This window comes from Methanosarcina spelaei (genome assembly GCF_002287235.1).
In the GTDB taxonomy this organism is placed as follows: domain Archaea; phylum Halobacteriota; class Methanosarcinia; order Methanosarcinales; family Methanosarcinaceae; genus Methanosarcina; species Methanosarcina spelaei.
Genome location: NZ_LMVP01000036.1, coordinates 1 through 14,240, shown reverse-complemented (window position 1 = coordinate 14,240; position 14,240 = coordinate 1). Strand labels below are relative to the sequence as shown.

The window sequence follows — 14,240 nt, the reverse complement described above, 5'->3', positions numbered from 1 at the left end:
TATTTGCTATCAAACAATATTTATTTGCTATCAAACAATATCTGTTTGCTTATCAATCAACATCTGTTTGCTTATCAATCAACATCTGTTTGCTTATCAATCAACATCTATTTGCTATTAAACAATATCTATTTGCTATCAAACAATATTTATTTGCTATCAAACAATATTTATTTGCTATCAAACAATATCTGTTTGCTTATCAATCAACATCTATTTGCTTATCAAGCAGTATCTATTTACTTAAAACCTGTATTCTGAAGTATTTTTTTGAAAGTCAGTACTTTTCCTGATCTCAGTGTTTTTCCTGATAACGTTTATTACGAAATTTGAAACTTTACTGTAGAAATTGGGTTAAAATTTCGGAGTTAAAATTTTAAATTTATAACTTTTTTCATGCAAATTTGGAGCACTGGATCTCTGGAAAAACAAAAGTTATATTGGAACTTAAGTGGAAGCAAGTTCTCAGAAAAAGTAAAAACAAAAAAGTAGATAATTTCTAAAAAACTAGTACAGAGAACAGAACATTTAGAATATGTTCTGTAAAAAGTGCAGTCAGACAATAGCATTAATCTTGAAATATACAATTCCCATAAAGCATAGAAACAAAGGAATAATTGCTTGATTAAAAGAAATATTAAGATTCTTATTCCACTTTTCAGATGCTGAAGTAATTTCCTTTAGAGAAAGGAGAGATATAAGACCAATAATTACTACAGCCCCATACTGAGGAAGTCCGGGAGTTGTCACCATAGAAATTGCACTTGAAGCGGCACTTGAAGAAACCATACTAGAAACCATACTGGATGAAATACTACTAAGTAACATACTAACACCCTCTACTGATTAAATCCTTTTTCGAAATGTAAAGATATCTGATTACAAACGCTATGAAATCATAAAAATAATATTATGTTCAAAAATACAATACTACAATAGTATAAAAAAGTTTTGTCTTAAAATATATCTATTAAGGTCAGACAATTCTTTTTCCCCTTACAATACCAATTGTCACATTTTTCTAAAAATTACAATATTGGAGTATTATTTGTTTTTTCACTGGCATATTATTTGTTTTTTCACTGGCATATTATTTGTTTTTTCACTGGCATATTATTTGTTTTTTCACTGGCATATTATTTGTTTTTTCACTGGCATATTATTTGTTTTTTCACTATGCACATAATTTGGTATAAGGGACCTTTAGAAAGGAATAACTATTCAATTAACATACCTGCCTGGTGACATAAAATACTACAAAATCAATTTTTTCACTTTATATAAGTAAAAGCCCTTCGCAAAGAGTAAAAGGAAAGGTTTAGCTTTCCTCTACTTTTTGCCTTCCCGCTTCAAAAGCCCTGAGATTCACTTCAATTGTTTTCTGCGGCACAAGGGCTTTAACACTCTCAAGTATGATTTCTTTCGGAATCGGCAGATAGCCTGAAACTGCTCCAACCATCACGACATTCATCGCAAGCCTGCTTCCGGCTTCGTATGCCAGTTCATCGGCATTGAAGGCTTTGACAATGTACTTTTCGGAAAGAAATTCAAGAATGTCCGGGACTTCCGGATATTTCGTAAGGCCTGAAGTAACAGTTACAGGAATTATAGGTTGCGTATTCACTATAACAACTCCACCGTCCTTCAGGAAATCCAGGTACCTGACCGCTTCCATCGGCTCAAGGGCAAGCAAAAGGTCTGCACCTTTTTTCGGGATCATGGAACCGTAATCATTTCCAACCCGAATATGGTTTACAACCGAACCTCCTCGCTGGGCCATTCCGTGGGTTTCAGCAGCTCGGATAGGTATTCCGGAAGTAACCGCGGCTTTTCCTATAATATCCGAAGCAAGAATTGCGCCCTGTCCTCCGACTCCTGTAATAAGGAGGTCTAATTTCTTTTGCTCAGCCTGGCTCATCGCTTCACCTCCAAAATAGCGTCAAACTTGCAGATCTGGGCACAGACCCCGCACCCGCTGCAAAGGGACGTAATTACAGCACATTTGTCTTTCTCGTTAAACTCAATTGCAGGACAGCCGAACTTAACACACTGTTTGCAGCCTTCGCATTTTTCAGGGTCAACAAGATACGGAGCCCGACGTATACCAGCCCTTTTTCCTGAAATTACGCAGGGCTGCCTGGTAATGACCACAGCTACGCCTTCGAATTCCTTTGCTGCCTTAAAAGCTTCCTGGGTTTCTTCAAGCCGGTAAGGGTCGACAACCGATACGAATTCTGCACCCATTGCTTTGCAGAGCTCTTCAAGTGATACCTGTACGGTTGGCTCTCCTGTTGCCGTATACCCAACGCCGGGATTTGGCTGGTGTCCGGTCATGGCTGTAATGCGGTTGTCAAGAATAGTGACCGTGATATTTGCTTTATTGACAATTGCATTCAGGAGTGAGTTCATGCCTGAGTGGAAAAAGGTCGAATCCCCTATGGAACAGCAGATCGGTCTCTTTTCCCCGGCATGGTAAAGCCCTGAAGCAACACTGATGCTTGAACCCATGCAGAGTGTGGTCTCAACAGTCCCGTTCTGGATTCCGAGGGTATAGCATCCAATGTCGCTGGGGTAAATTGCGTCCTTTCCAAAGACCTTTTTCATTGAATAGAAAGTTGCCCTGTGAGAACAGCCTGCACAGAGAGCAGGCGGGCGAGGAGCAAGCTCAAGAGCTGTGCTTGATGTTTCAGCTTCGGTCTCAAGGTCGAAGGTTTTCTTAAGAGCCTCAAGGAAGGCACTTACATCCAGTTCACCTTCTCTTGGCACAAAACCGTTAGTTTTCCCAAACACCGAAACTTCAAGCCCGGCTTCCTGTGCAATCATCTTTACCTGTTCTTCCACGATAGGCTCAAGTTCCTCGAACACAAGTACGGTATCTACGGTTTCAAGCAGCTCCAGAATCAGTTTTCTCGGGACCGGATACGTTCCGATTTTAAGGTAAGAAACTTCAAGTCCGAGCTCTACAAGTGCTTCTTTTGCATACACTGAGGCAATGCCTGCACCTATTACTCCGAATTTTGCATCGGGTTTCAGCTCAAGTGAATTCCAGGGAGATTCGGCGAGTGCGTCCTCAATTGACTGCTGGATAGAAAGAAGATGAGTATGGCGTGGACGTGCATTCTTCGGAAGCATGACCCAGCGGTCCAGAAGTTTTTCAAAATTAGGAGCCGTTTTTTCTACGGGCATCTCTCCGAGCTCAATATCTGACTTTCCATGTGAAATTCGGGTTGTAGGCCTGAAGATCACAGGAACTTCAAACTTTTCGGAAAACTCAAAAGCATAGGGCAGCATGTCCTTTGCTTCCTGGGGGGTTGAGGGATCAAAACAGGGCACAAGGGCAAACTGGGCATAACGCCTTGTATCCTGCTCATTCTGGGAGGAGTGGCATGATGGGTCATCAGCAACGATTGCAATCAATCCGCCCTTTGTTCCTGCGTACGCAAGAGTCATAAAAGGATCGGCTGCAACGTTTAGCCCGACATGCTTCATTGTCACTACAGAACGAACGCCTGTCCAGGCAGCTCCGACTGCAACCTCCATTGCAACCTTTTCATTAACCGACCATTCAATATGGTAATCCGGGTCCTTTCGGGCTGCAAGCGTATCTATAATTTCCGAAGACGGAGTTCCGGGATAGCCTGCAACAACCTGCACGCCGCCTTCAAGAAGCCCGCGGGCAATTGCTACGTTTCCAAGCATGTACTCACGCATTGTCATAATTATTGTCTCCAGTATTTAAACAGGAAAAATAACGTTATGATAACAGATTAAATATATTCTTATTGATTCGTATAAGCAAACTTAGACAATCTAATCGATTGATGACAGTAAACCTTAGGTTTCATAAAGACAACCAGGCAAACCTTATCTGCTGTCCGAAACCAGGACTTTTACATTATCAAATAACACGATCAATAATATACTTTCGGATAAGTGACCTGAAGTTCTCCTCTTGTACGATTAGTTAACCTGCAGAAAAAAGAGAAACGATGAAAGTTTACAGTTTTTGATAGAACACAAAAATAGATTTAAAAGCTGGTAAAAGTTCGCTCACTGCCCGGTACTACCCAGCTCACGAAAAACAATTCAACTTTTTTCGAGGAAGTCCGCAAGCTTTTTGATTTCATCCAGCTCGAAATCAAGTTCTTCGCCTTTAAGGGACGCTTTAAATATCTCTCTTTTTTCCGGAATTTCAGCTACGACATTCACGCAATTTATCGACGCCAGCATCTCTTCCTTTATATCCGGTTCAACCTTATTAAGCACAAAGTAAACCCTGCACCCGCACTGAGAGCCAAATTCATCAAATTTTTTTGAAAGCCTGAGTGACTCATAGGAAGGATCAATAACAACAAGAATCAGGTCGAAGTCCTTATCAACTCCACGCCCAAAATGCTCGGTACCCGCTTCCGTATCCACGATTATGAAATCGTCTTTTTCCATGTCAAGGTTTTCAAGAAATTCCCTTGTCAAAACCCCCATTGGACAGGCGCAGCCCTCTCCGAAATTATGAATTTTGCCAACTGCCATCAGCTTGACTCCGTCCTTTTGTTCCACAAATTCCGGTGGAAGGTCGGAAAAACTCCATCTCTTATTAAAAAAGCGTGACTGCTGCGCTGGCTGACCTGAAGTACTCCCATTGGCTGCAAGCCCCCAGAACTGCGTTTTTTTGGGAGCTGCCCTTTGTTTTTCCTTAAAGCCTGTTTTTCCTCCGAAGTACTCCATAAGGTCCTTAGGAGCCGCCATTCCTAGCTGGCTGTGCAGCCCGTAATTGGACTCATCAGTATCGAGCACAAGCACGTTTTTAGTTTTTGCCATTTCCTTTGCCAGGAGCGCCGAAATCGTACTTTTTCCGCTTCCTCCTTTTCCGCACACTGCTATTTTCATATCCAGTTCACCTGTCCCAGTAATTTATCCTGCTGAATTAAAAACACTTCCTTTAAACATTTTCTTGCCTCAATAGTGGTGAAAGGAGAGAGAACGGAGGGAAATAAGAAAAATTAGAAAAAAGAAATAGAGATGAAAACAAAAAATATAAAATACAAAAAGTGGAAACAAGAAAAGTAGAAATTACAAAAGTAGAAAAAAGAGACAGAATGGAATCCAGAAGATTAAGAAGATTATATAGAGTAATGATAGAGACCTAACTGCGTCCAGAAAGGGATGATATAAAAATCAAAAATGGACCCAATGTTAAAAAATTTCCGTTTTTTAAATGGAAATTAAAAGTTGCTCATGGGAGAGTAACGATTTGGAAAGACTCTCTTTGGGCTTGGCATGTAGGGTGCTATGGGGATGAGCGAGTCCCATAAATAGCTATGAAGTTTTAGTATATAATTGCACATGTTTTGGTCTTTTCTGTGATAACTCGGGAATTCAGGCACTATTTCTTCTAAACATCTCTTAGTTTTTACCCTTGATCATAAGCGGGATAATTTTCGTGCCTCAGAACTCATAGGGCTCATCACGAAATCAGCGAAATTTTTCATCACAGGCACTCAATTGATATTCAGATAGTATATGCGGTTAATATAAGAAATATCTTTCAGAAAAAAGAAAACATTTTAAATATGAAACATGTCCTGAAATATCCTTAAAAACGTTTTTCAGTTTTCTCCGTTGGGTCCGGCCTCGATCTCAGCAGCAATTTCCCTGGCAGCTTTTCTTGGGGAGTCTGCTCTATAAATGCTTCTTCCTACAATTACCCAGTCTGCGCCTGCGGCAATAACATCAGACGCTTTTCCTCCCTGGGCGCCGACTCCAGGCGAGATAATGGTAAGTTTGTCACCTATAATTTTTCTTATCGCCTTCACTCTTTCAGGTCTGGTTGCAGGGGCAACAAGGCCGAAAGCTCCTGCTTGGGCTGCCATCCTTGCAATCGCTTCTCCAACGGGCTGGAGGAATTCGGCTCCTCCGGGGTGGCTCATTTCGCTTACCACGAACACATCTTTCCCGTACTCGGAAGCGACCTCAATACAGGCATCAAGGCTGTCCCGACCTGTAAAGCCCTGGACAATAACTGCATCGGCTCCTGCCTCAAAGACCTGCTCGCAGATAAGGTGGTTGGTGTTTGGAATATCGGCAACCTTGAAATCGGCTATTATGGGAGCAAACTCGGAAAGTTCCCTGATAATTCCAAGTCCGGTAGCAAGTACTAGAGGGTAGCCCACCTTTACAGCGTCCACGAATTCCGAGACATCTTCTGCAATTTTGAGCGCTTCTTCCCTATCGGAAACATCAAGTGCAAGGATCATACAGCTTTTCTTTTCCATAAAATCACCTCTTTGGAAGGCGTGTACGCACAGCTGCAACCATAAGCGGGAGAGTAATAGTCGCATCTGCATACACGGTTACGGCTTTTGCGTTTTCTCCTACCTTTCCCCAGGACTGGGCTTCGTCAAGAGTTGCCCCACTCAGGCCTCCGGTCTCAGGGTGATCCATTGTTAACTGGATCGCATAATCAAAGGACTTGGGAGTCACAAGCATGGACTGGAGAATATAATTTTTGGGAACTCCTCCTCCAAGCAGCAGGGCACCTGCACTCTCAGCCGCATAGCAGATTTCCATAAACTCGTGCATATCAGCAAATGCATCCACATGCAGAGGGTTTCCTTCTTTGTACAGCCAGGCCTGAAGCCCTATTACCGAGTCCTGGAGGGCAGGGCAATATACAGGCACACCTACTTCTGCTGCGGTTTTCAGGATAGAGGAATCATCATCAAGATTTTTTCCAATCTCGGTAAGCACCTGCCTGATAGAGAGTTTTTCCTGAGGAAGACCTGAGTAGACGCCCTGTAAAAATTCTTCAAGGTCTGTAAAGTGCTGGTCCGGAAGATAAACATCGTAAATCCTGTCAATACATTCATTCTTTAGCTGGATATCGTTTGCACAGTCCGTACCCTTATAATGGTGAAGGCCCAGAGCCTCGACAGTGTCATGCACCATATTGGCTCCGGTCGTGACAAGTACATCGATGTAGCCGTCACGTATTAAATCCGCAACAATGTTTCTCATGCCTGCAGGAGTCATGGCACCTGCAAGTCCGAAAAATTTCGTAGTTTTTTCGGAAGCCAGCATTTCATAATAAATATCTACGGCCTCAGCCAGCCTGCCTGCTCCAAAGGCGCAGCCTTTGTATTCCCTGACAAGCTCGTCAACACTCATGTCGGGACTGATTTTTGCAGCTTTGATTGGGGTCGAAAGTTTTTTGTTTGGAGTATTACAATCCATTCGATTTCCCTCATGAAAAGGTATGATAGGACCTACTTTTGAGAACGATCTCTTTGAAAACTATCTCTTTGGGAACTATCTCTTTGAGAATTATCAATTCTAGATTATTTTGAGCTGATATTGAATTACCTGAAAACACATAGTATATGATAAACTTTCTCTTTACATGTTCTTTCTTAAAGTGCACGTAAAATACTCTAGAGTATTGATTTAGAGACAATCTTGCCTGAAAATCATTACACTCTGAAACCATTACTCATTTGATATCGGACTAGTAATTGAAAGCATCAAGCTAGAATCCAGTCAGGACAGCCTTTGATGAATGTGGACTTGTAAATAAAAGGCTATATGAGTAAAGGCTATATGAGTAAAAATCCTGAAAAGTTATGACTGGAAAATTCAAAGCTTGAGAACCCTCACTTGAGGGTTCAAAAAGTTAAAAAAATATCTGCTAGAATGCAAAAGGTTGAACAATACCTCATATTTCAATCAGGTTGATTCAAGCGTATCCTGTAATATCCTGGCCAATTGGAGTGCTTTTTCTTATGCACTCTTCCCCGGAGTTAATCATATCTTCAACCGCAGTTTTCAATATGGAAGGATAAACCTGGCCTACCTGCTCCCATACAGGTCTTCCATGGCAGAAGAACTTAAAAGTAGGCGTGCCCTGAACCCCAAACCTTTCAACAGTCCAGGGGCTCGTTTCAATGTTCATGCGGGCAAAAACGGCTGAACTCTTGAATTCGTTTGCATAGTTTATAAAATAAGGTTCCATAGCTTTGCAGTAAGGGCAGGCCGGGCTGTAAAACATTACAATAACCGGCTTTTTAGAGCTTTCTACTACTTCTCCCCATGTCATATCTCCAATTTCCATAACATTGCTTCCGTTCAATTAATTACCCCCAAAGTTATGAACAAGCTAACAGAACAAATTAATAAAGTTTCAAGCCTATCGAAATCAGTTATTCAGTTCATTGTATTTTGTATATGATATTGCTTTTATTAGGTCAATATTCTCTATTTTTATAAGATTAATATTTATGCTTTGTAAAATTAAAGTTTACGCTGCTGTAGATAAGTCCCTTAAAAAAACCTCTTAAATTGCTTCTTTTATCCATAAGTTCTAAGTGGGAAGTTCTAAATAAGTAAAGAAGAAAGACAATAGAAGAAAGAAGAAAGACAATAGAAGAAAGACAATAGAAATAAAGTAAAATTTAAAAAGTGGGTGACAGGACTGAAGAACCAGTTCTGTATTATCTTGGCGAGATTTTTTCCAGGAACTGAACCCCGTCCTTGTTCAAGGATTCAAAAGTTTTTAAAGAGGAATGAAGTTTATAGGATTTTTTCCGTTTAGACCTTTTTGCCTTCACCCTCAGGGTTCATGACCTCATAAAAGCATGTGCTGCAGACGTATTTATCCTCGAGACATGTTTCTTTAAAGTCAACTTTTGGGCCTCCGGGTTTCGCAGTTGCCTCCCTGAACACATAGAACTTTTCGTTAAATTCGATTGGCTGGCCGCATCTCGAACATACGAAAGGTGGGTTCTCAACCGAGTCAATTGCACACTCAATGCATATCAGATCGGACTTATCCCCTTGAACATCTTTGAACTTTATTGGTTTCATATCCAGGCTGGTGTCTACAACCAGTACATCTTCCAGAAGTTCCCGGCCACAAATATTACAATACTCCTTCACTGTGTTACCTCCTATGTCCAGAGGGTTTCTCACCAAACCCTGTGCTGAGCCTACACAAGGTTTCAATATCTCCGTGTTTGCACTCAAATCATATTCCCCAGTTTCAGCTTATTACCCATTCTCATGCCGAATCGGTTCATTTTGAGGTGTCCAATTCGGCTCAGTTCTTCACACTGTTAAGTTGTGTTTTATCTGCTGGTGTTGGCTTATTACCAGCATATCAACTTGAGAAGATTGGTCCAGAGCTGGAAAAGCAAACAATATAAATTAACAGAAAAATCTTTTTTACAATGTTGCCCCGGAAATACTTTTCGCATTTGAATCGAAACAACATTAAAAGACACTTTACAAAAATGCGTTTTAAACCGCTTTCTTGTCTCTGGTTTTAAACTTCCCTATGAAAATATAGGTCTTGAAACTATATACAGTTATTGATTTTGATCCAAAAGTACCGGGTTTTCTAAGTATAATAGGTAGATCATAAGAACATAAAGAAAATAAAAAAACAGTAAATACTATGAAAGAAAATAACTAATAATCATAAAAAAGTTAGAAGTGATCAAAACTAAAATTATCACATAAACAGAATGCAGGTTATTTAAACAAATAGAATAAAAGTTGCTCTCTTAATAAACTAACATAGAAGTAAATAAAGAGAATAAAACAAAGAACTTTATTCATCTTTGATCAATACATAAGACGATAAAGAAGATTACTCAAAAGGGTTCGAAAAAATGCTTAAACAGAGATTTGTGCTGGATACTACTGCATTAACGGACCTGCAGACGCGTGAGGTTATGGGCTATGCTTCCCTTTGCGAGGGAATGAAAGCGATTCTTGACCTGATAGCTGATGCTCGTCTGCATTTCGGGATAAGTTGTTACGTGCCTTATCCGTCAGTATACAAAGAGATGTACGAATTTGCAAGCCGCAACGGCTGTGACAGGGAGGTTGTGGCTAAAATAGATACCTGGCTTGTAAAAAAATCTCCTGACAGGTATAGAGTTAGCGTAACTTCTCAGATCTTTCACGAGTATGTTGCTTATATGCGGGAGAGAATTAACCGGGGGATGGGAGTAGCAGAGGATGCTATATGGGAGGCAGCTACTGAATGTCTCTTTATGGAAAATCCTCAAAATAAGAAAAAAGAGTATAAGGAAGAGGTTGAGAGGGAAGTAATCGGGGGGATCATTGGCAAATTCCGAAACAAATATCGAGCTGCCCTTAGATATGGAATTCTTGATAGCGCTCCTGATATTGATGTTCTCATTCTTGCCAAGGAGCTTGATGCTGCAGTAATCGCAAGTGATTATGGGATTGAAAAGTGGGCCGAACAGCTTGGAGTCCGTTTTGTACCTGCAAACGTTTTTCCCATGATGATACAGGAGTACCTGAAACATCTTCCGGAAAACGAAAATGAGCCAGAGTCAGGAAACAAAGACAAAAGTAAAGAAGGACCATCGGGAGAAATTGAATTCATTTAACAACTTCAATTTTCAATCCTTTATTACAATCAAAATTAAAACCTGAACAATAGTAAATTCTGGATATTTAACCGGATAAGAAGGTTGAAATTACTCAGATCAGAGGCTTGGGATTAGTCAAGATCAGAGGCTTGGGATTAGTCAAGATCAGAGGCTTGGGATTAGTCAGATCAGAGGTTTGAGATTAGTCAGATCAGAGACTTGAGATTAGTCAGGCAAAGGACTTGAGGTTAAATAAGGGGAATTAGCTTCAGGATGTGCTATTGAACTCTAAGTCTCAGTGAGGAGTATAAGACATAGACATCAGTTATTATCAAGCCTTAAGGGACCTATGCCTTTAAAGAACCGTACTTTTAATAGTGCCCTTTAAAAAACATGCTTTTAATAGTACTTTTTAAAGAAAACGTACCTTTAAACGTGCTTTTAAGGAGAATCTACCTTAAAAGGAACTGTACTTTAAGAGACAGCATTTAAGGGGACTGTGCCTTTTAAAGAATTGGGGGTAAGAGTTTGAGAAATATAGTTATAGAAGAATTAAAAGCACCCGAAGTTTACCGCCAGCGGGTTGAGGTTGTAGAACGAAAGGGGCTAGGACATCCGGACTATATTTGTGACGCCATAATGGAACAAATCTCAGTAAATCTAAGCCAGAAGTATCTTGAGACTTTCGGGAGTATCCTGCACTATAATATAGACAAAGGCATGCTCGTTGCAGGAGAAGTGGAAGGAAAATTGGGAGGAGGCAGAGTTGTAAGCCCTATGAAACTTATTATAGGGGATAGGGCTACTTTTGAAGCTCAGGGGATAGAAATCGACGTTCCCGGGCTTGCAGTCGGTACGTCGCAGCAATGGCTCCAGGATAACCTCCGCTTTGTGGACCCTGAAAATCTTATCTACCAGATTGAACTAAAAAGAGGCTCTGCAGAACATACGGATATCTTTAGCAGAGGAGAAGGGATTCTCGGAGCAAACGACACTTCTGCAGCAGTTGGATATGCTCCTCTCAGTCCCACCGAGAAGCTTGTTTTCGAGTGCGAGCGATATATGAACTCAAGAAAGTTCAAAAAGGAATATCCGGAATCCGGAGAAGATGTAAAAGTTATGGGACTCAGGCACAGGGAAGACATGCATCTGACTGTTGCAATGCCGCTTGTGGATAGGTTTGTTGAATCAGAAGAAGCATATTTTAAGAAGAAAATCGAGTTGCATAACCGTATTGAAGAATTTACTGCCGGATTTGCAGAAAAAGCAAGGGCTGAACCTGAGTCCTGTATGTGCCTGAAACCTACAGTCTCTCTGAACACTCTTGACGTTCCGGGCAGGGGGCTGCAAGGGATTTATACCACTGTAACCGGCACTTCTGCTGAAGATGCAGATGGTGGACAGGTAGGGCGTGGAAACCGGGTAAACGGAATAATTCCACTAAATCGTCCTGTTAGCAGTGAAGCTGCTGCAGGTAAAAATCCTGTAAGCCATACAGGAAAAATTTACAACCTTCTTTCCCACAGGATCGCAGCGCAGATCTACAGCAAGGTGCCTGACATTTCAGAAGTGTATGTCTGGCTTTTGAGTGAAATAGGAACTCCAATCGACCAGCCTCAGATTGCAACTGCCCAGCTTATAATGAAGAAAGGGTCTGCAAGTGAGGTAGAAAAAGAAGTGGCTGAGGTAATTGAAAAAGAGCTTGAGAATATACAGGCCTTCTCCATGGAACTTGTTGCAGGAAAATGTCCTGTATGTTAAGAAGAGTTTTATCTGGAGAAATTTATACCCCGGCAATAAAAGCAATAAGTGCAAAGAACATTGCAATCTTGAACATTTTTGAAGACTTGGTAGGATTGTTGCGAGCAAGAAGCTGGTAGATTGCTGCAAGAAACCCCAGATCTGCCAGAAGGATAAGGTAAAGATAACGCAGGCCAAGTACTGACAGAACATAAGGAAGAGGGCTCAAAAATACTGCCAGAAACCCTATAAGCACTGCAAGGTAGCTTGCTTTTTTCGCTCCTACCCGAAGAGGCAGAGTATCTGCTCCTTCAATTTTATCCCCTTCCATGTCCTCAATATCCTTTACAATTTCCCTGGCAGTAATCGCAAGGGCTGCAAGCAGGAAAAGTATAAAAAGGTCTTTGAGTCCTTCAAGCCCAAAAACCGAGGCTCCGAATAAAAAGCTTGAGCCGGTAAGGTAGCCTATGCTCAGGTTTCCTAATAAAGGAGTGCCTTTGAGAGTTTTTGCGTAGAAGATGAGTAGAAGGGAATTAAATAGTGCAATCAACCCGCAAATTGGGTTGATTGAAAAAGCCAGAAGAGTTCCGAGGGTAAACAGGATATAAGAAAAATAAAGTGCTTCTTTTAACTTCATCCTGCCTGATGGAATAGGCCTATCTGGACGATTGATTGAGTCTATCCTGACATCAAAATAGTCATTAATGGCATTTCCTGCGCCTGCAACCAAAAATACGACCAGAAATACAAGACCTGAAAAAAAGAAAGGAAATTTTTCAGGGCTATAAAAACCGGGGTCATTGGAAGCCAGGATATTAAAAGCTATCAGTGTTCCGATTACGGCTGCAAAACCTGCCATGAGGCAGTTTCCGTATCTTATAATCTCCATATATGTGCGTATGCCTGCGGACATCACAACAAAGCAGTGTTATAAAGTATTAAAGGTATCGGATTTCCTTTCCCGGGTTCTGCTTCGGTAGACTCTGGTGTATTTTTCGTTCACTTCGTTCGTTCAAGATTGCTGATATGATCTGATGTGATTTGATCTGATATGATCTGACATAATTTGATGTGATTTGATCTGATATAATTTGATTTGATTTGATTTGATCTGATATAATTTGATGTGATTTGATCTGATATGATCTGATATAATTTGATATGAGTTGATGTGATTTTATGTGAGTTGATGTGATTTTATGTGAGTTGATGTGATTTAATGTGAGTTGGTGTGATTTAATGTGAGTTGGTGTGATTTAATGTGAGTTGGTGTGATCTGATCCATTCTTTTTTGGAAAGATTACTCAATTTATATATTGTATACTATATAATTTAAAGAGTATATTTACTGAAAGGATAATATTAAGTAAAACAAAGTTTTATGTCTTGCCGTTCTTCCCTTTGATATCTGAAAGGTTGACCAGTTTAAAAGAGGCGACAGATATAGTTAGTGATCCTTGATCCTTTAATCAGGTTCTGCTTCTGTCACTACCAGACTAGAAAAACTGGCTTGGAACAAAGAGTATGTCTTAGACTAACAGCTTATTGGAGAAAACCTACTGAATTAAACCACTGGGTATTGTTTCTGTAAATTAGATAATCATTTATCAATAATTTACTGGTGTACAGATATTTCTGTTTACAGACTGTGGGAGGAGGCAAATAAAAAATGAAAGCCGGTTTTTATAATTCATTATTTTATATACTATTGATAATGCTAGTGATCCTTGGAATGGCTCCCGGTATGGTCCATGCTCTAGGAAATAACGGAAGCTCAGTTTCAGATAGTGGAAGTTCAGATACAGGAGATTCAGTTTCAGATAGCGAAAGTTCAGATGCAGGAGATTCAGTTTCAAACAGTGGAAACTTAGACACGAGTGCCGAAGATTCAGATCCAAACAAAGTGGACTCAGGTTCAAATGATGGTAGTTCTGATTCTGGTTCAAGTGATGGTAGTTCAGACTCTGGTTCAAATGATGGTAGTTCTGATTCTGGCTCAAATGATAAAAATTCGGATTCCGGCTTAAGTGATGGTAGTTCAGATTCTGGCTCAAGTGATGGTAGTTCAGACTCTGGCTCAAGTGATGGAAGTTCAGATTCCGGTTC

General features: G+C 40.6%; 13 protein-coding genes. 4 read left to right on the top strand and 9 right to left on the bottom strand.

All coding sequences use genetic code 11. The features are described from left to right. The coding region (locus ASJ81_RS23185; protein ID WP_212556022.1) for a hypothetical protein at nt 1-293 on the top strand (293 nt) is incomplete at its 5' end. A gap of 262 nt (nt 294-555) precedes the next feature. On the opposite strand, the gene ASJ81_RS03200 is transcribed toward ASJ81_RS23185, so the two are convergent. From ASJ81_RS03200 to ASJ81_RS03165, 8 genes are all read right to left on the bottom strand, one after another. Next, complete coding sequence (locus tag ASJ81_RS03200) at nt 556-828, bottom strand: hypothetical protein (RefSeq protein ID WP_095643214.1); 273 nt, start codon at nt 826-828, stop codon at nt 556-558. A gap of 490 nt (nt 829-1,318) precedes the next feature. After that, a complete protein-coding gene (locus ASJ81_RS03195; protein ID WP_095643213.1) occupies nt 1,319-1,918 on the bottom strand; it encodes an indolepyruvate oxidoreductase subunit beta in 600 nt (199 codons plus the stop codon). Further along, nucleotides 1,915-3,717, bottom strand: coding sequence for an indolepyruvate ferredoxin oxidoreductase subunit alpha (iorA, locus tag ASJ81_RS03190; RefSeq protein ID WP_095643212.1), 1,803 nt, complete (start codon nt 3,715-3,717; stop codon nt 1,915-1,917). The genes ASJ81_RS03195 and iorA overlap by 4 nt, the downstream gene beginning before the upstream one ends. A gap of 369 nt (nt 3,718-4,086) precedes the next feature. After that, the gene (locus tag ASJ81_RS03185) at nt 4,087-4,887 is read right to left on the bottom strand and encodes an ATP-binding protein (protein ID WP_095643211.1); all 801 of its coding nucleotides are present in this window, start codon (nt 4,885-4,887) and stop codon (nt 4,087-4,089) included. 719 nt (nt 4,888-5,606) lie between these two features. After that, complete coding sequence (gene pyrF / locus ASJ81_RS03180) at nt 5,607-6,272, bottom strand: orotidine-5'-phosphate decarboxylase (RefSeq protein ID WP_095643210.1); 666 nt, start codon at nt 6,270-6,272, stop codon at nt 5,607-5,609. Between the two features lie 4 nt (nt 6,273-6,276). Continuing rightward, a complete protein-coding gene (locus tag ASJ81_RS03175) occupies nt 6,277-7,230 on the bottom strand; it encodes a deoxyhypusine synthase (protein ID WP_095643209.1) in 954 nt (317 codons plus the stop codon). 499 nt (nt 7,231-7,729) lie between these two features. Next, nucleotides 7,730-8,122, bottom strand: a complete 393-nt coding sequence (locus ASJ81_RS03170) for a thioredoxin family protein (protein ID WP_095643208.1) — start codon at nt 8,120-8,122, stop codon at nt 7,730-7,732. 458 nt (nt 8,123-8,580) lie between these two features. After that, nucleotides 8,581-9,015 (bottom strand): hypothetical protein, encoded by a 435-nt coding sequence (locus ASJ81_RS03165; protein ID WP_245859752.1) that lies wholly within the window; start codon nt 9,013-9,015, stop codon nt 8,581-8,583. 647 nt (nt 9,016-9,662) lie between these two features. Between ASJ81_RS03165 and ASJ81_RS03160 the strand changes: the two genes are divergently transcribed. Then, nucleotides 9,663-10,412, top strand: a complete 750-nt coding sequence (locus tag ASJ81_RS03160) for an RNA ligase partner protein (protein ID WP_048107541.1) — start codon at nt 9,663-9,665, stop codon at nt 10,410-10,412. A gap of 510 nt (nt 10,413-10,922) precedes the next feature. Further along, a complete protein-coding gene (locus ASJ81_RS03155; RefSeq protein ID WP_095643207.1) occupies nt 10,923-12,155 on the top strand; it encodes a methionine adenosyltransferase in 1,233 nt (410 codons plus the stop codon). Between the two features lie 22 nt (nt 12,156-12,177). On the opposite strand, the gene ASJ81_RS03150 is transcribed toward ASJ81_RS03155, so the two are convergent. Continuing rightward, nucleotides 12,178-13,047, bottom strand: coding sequence for a geranylgeranylglycerol-phosphate geranylgeranyltransferase (locus tag ASJ81_RS03150; protein WP_095643206.1), 870 nt, complete (start codon nt 13,045-13,047; stop codon nt 12,178-12,180). An 819-nt stretch (nt 13,048-13,866) separates the two neighbouring features. On the opposite strand from ASJ81_RS03150, the gene ASJ81_RS03140 reads away from it, so the two are divergent. After that, nucleotides 13,867-14,240: hypothetical protein (locus ASJ81_RS03140; protein WP_212556021.1), on the top strand; the 374-nt coding region annotated here is incomplete at its 3' end.

Excerpts from the sequence above, each read along its gene's own strand:
- ASJ81_RS03200 (WP_095643214.1), bottom strand. The coding sequence starts at position 828 with ATGTTACTTAGTAGTATTTCATCCAGTATGGTTTCTAGTATGGTTTCT.
- ASJ81_RS03195 (WP_095643213.1), bottom strand. The coding sequence starts at position 1,918 with ATGAGCCAGGCTGAGCAAAAGAAATTAGACCTCCTTATTACAGGAGTC.
- iorA (WP_095643212.1), bottom strand. The coding sequence starts at position 3,717 with ATGACAATGCGTGAGTACATGCTTGGAAACGTAGCAATTGCCCGCGGG.
- ASJ81_RS03185 (WP_095643211.1), bottom strand. The coding sequence starts at position 4,887 with ATGAAAATAGCAGTGTGCGGAAAAGGAGGAAGCGGAAAAAGTACGATT.
- pyrF (WP_095643210.1), bottom strand. The coding sequence starts at position 6,272 with ATGGAAAAGAAAAGCTGTATGATCCTTGCACTTGATGTTTCCGATAGG.
- ASJ81_RS03175 (WP_095643209.1), bottom strand. The coding sequence starts at position 7,230 with ATGGATTGTAATACTCCAAACAAAAAACTTTCGACCCCAATCAAAGCT.
- ASJ81_RS03160 (WP_048107541.1), top strand. The coding sequence starts at position 9,663 with ATGCTTAAACAGAGATTTGTGCTGGATACTACTGCATTAACGGACCTG.
- ASJ81_RS03150 (WP_095643206.1), bottom strand. The coding sequence starts at position 13,047 with ATGTCCGCAGGCATACGCACATATATGGAGATTATAAGATACGGAAAC.